Source organism: Anaerostipes sp. MSJ-23 (genome assembly GCF_018918155.1).
In the GTDB taxonomy this organism is placed as follows: domain Bacteria; phylum Bacillota; class Clostridia; order Lachnospirales; family Lachnospiraceae; genus Anaerostipes.
Genome location: NZ_JAHLPY010000046.1, coordinates 1 through 564, shown reverse-complemented (window position 1 = coordinate 564; position 564 = coordinate 1). Strand labels below are relative to the sequence as shown.

1 protein-coding gene is annotated in these 564 nt (G+C 37.2%); it reads left to right on the top strand.

What is annotated here, in order from left to right; translation table 11 throughout:
- Positions 1 to 33 precede the first annotated feature (33 nt).
- Positions 34 to 399, top strand: a complete 366-nt coding sequence (tnpB, locus tag KQI71_RS12280; RefSeq protein ID WP_118739121.1) for an IS66 family insertion sequence element accessory protein TnpB — start codon at positions 34 to 36, stop codon at positions 397 to 399.
- Positions 400 to 564 lie beyond the last annotated feature (165 nt).

Below are 564 nucleotides of genomic sequence, written 5' to 3'. Positions count from 1 at the left end.
AACTTCTTTTCCGTGTGCTGAGGAACCTGAAAAATGCTGAATGATGCAAAAGATCTTCAGGCTGTTTATATTGTGTGTGGTTATACAGATCTAAGAAAAGGAATCGATTCTCTTTCAAATATCATTTCTCAAACCTATGGGATGGATCCTTTTCAGCCTGGAACTCTGTTTATGTTCTGTGGACGTAAAACAGACCGGATCAAGGCACTTATATGGGAAGGTGATGGATTTTTACTCTGTTATAAACGGTTAGAACAAAAAGCCAGTAAATTCCAATGGCCCAGAAGTCAGGAAGAAGTATGTAAGCTTACATCCCAGCAGTTTCGATGGTTGATGGAAGGCCTGACGATCAAGCCTAAAAAATGTATTCAGAAAATAGATCATCCACGTTTCGTCTGAACATTCTGTGGATAAAGTATTCCTGTCAAAATGACTTTATCCACGAATTTAAAAAGTTGTCTCATATCTCTTTACATGCGTTTATGTTCTATGATAGTGTGGTCTTATGAAAGAGATCATATTTAACGAGGGACAATGAAACAGATTTACAAAGGAACAGATCAT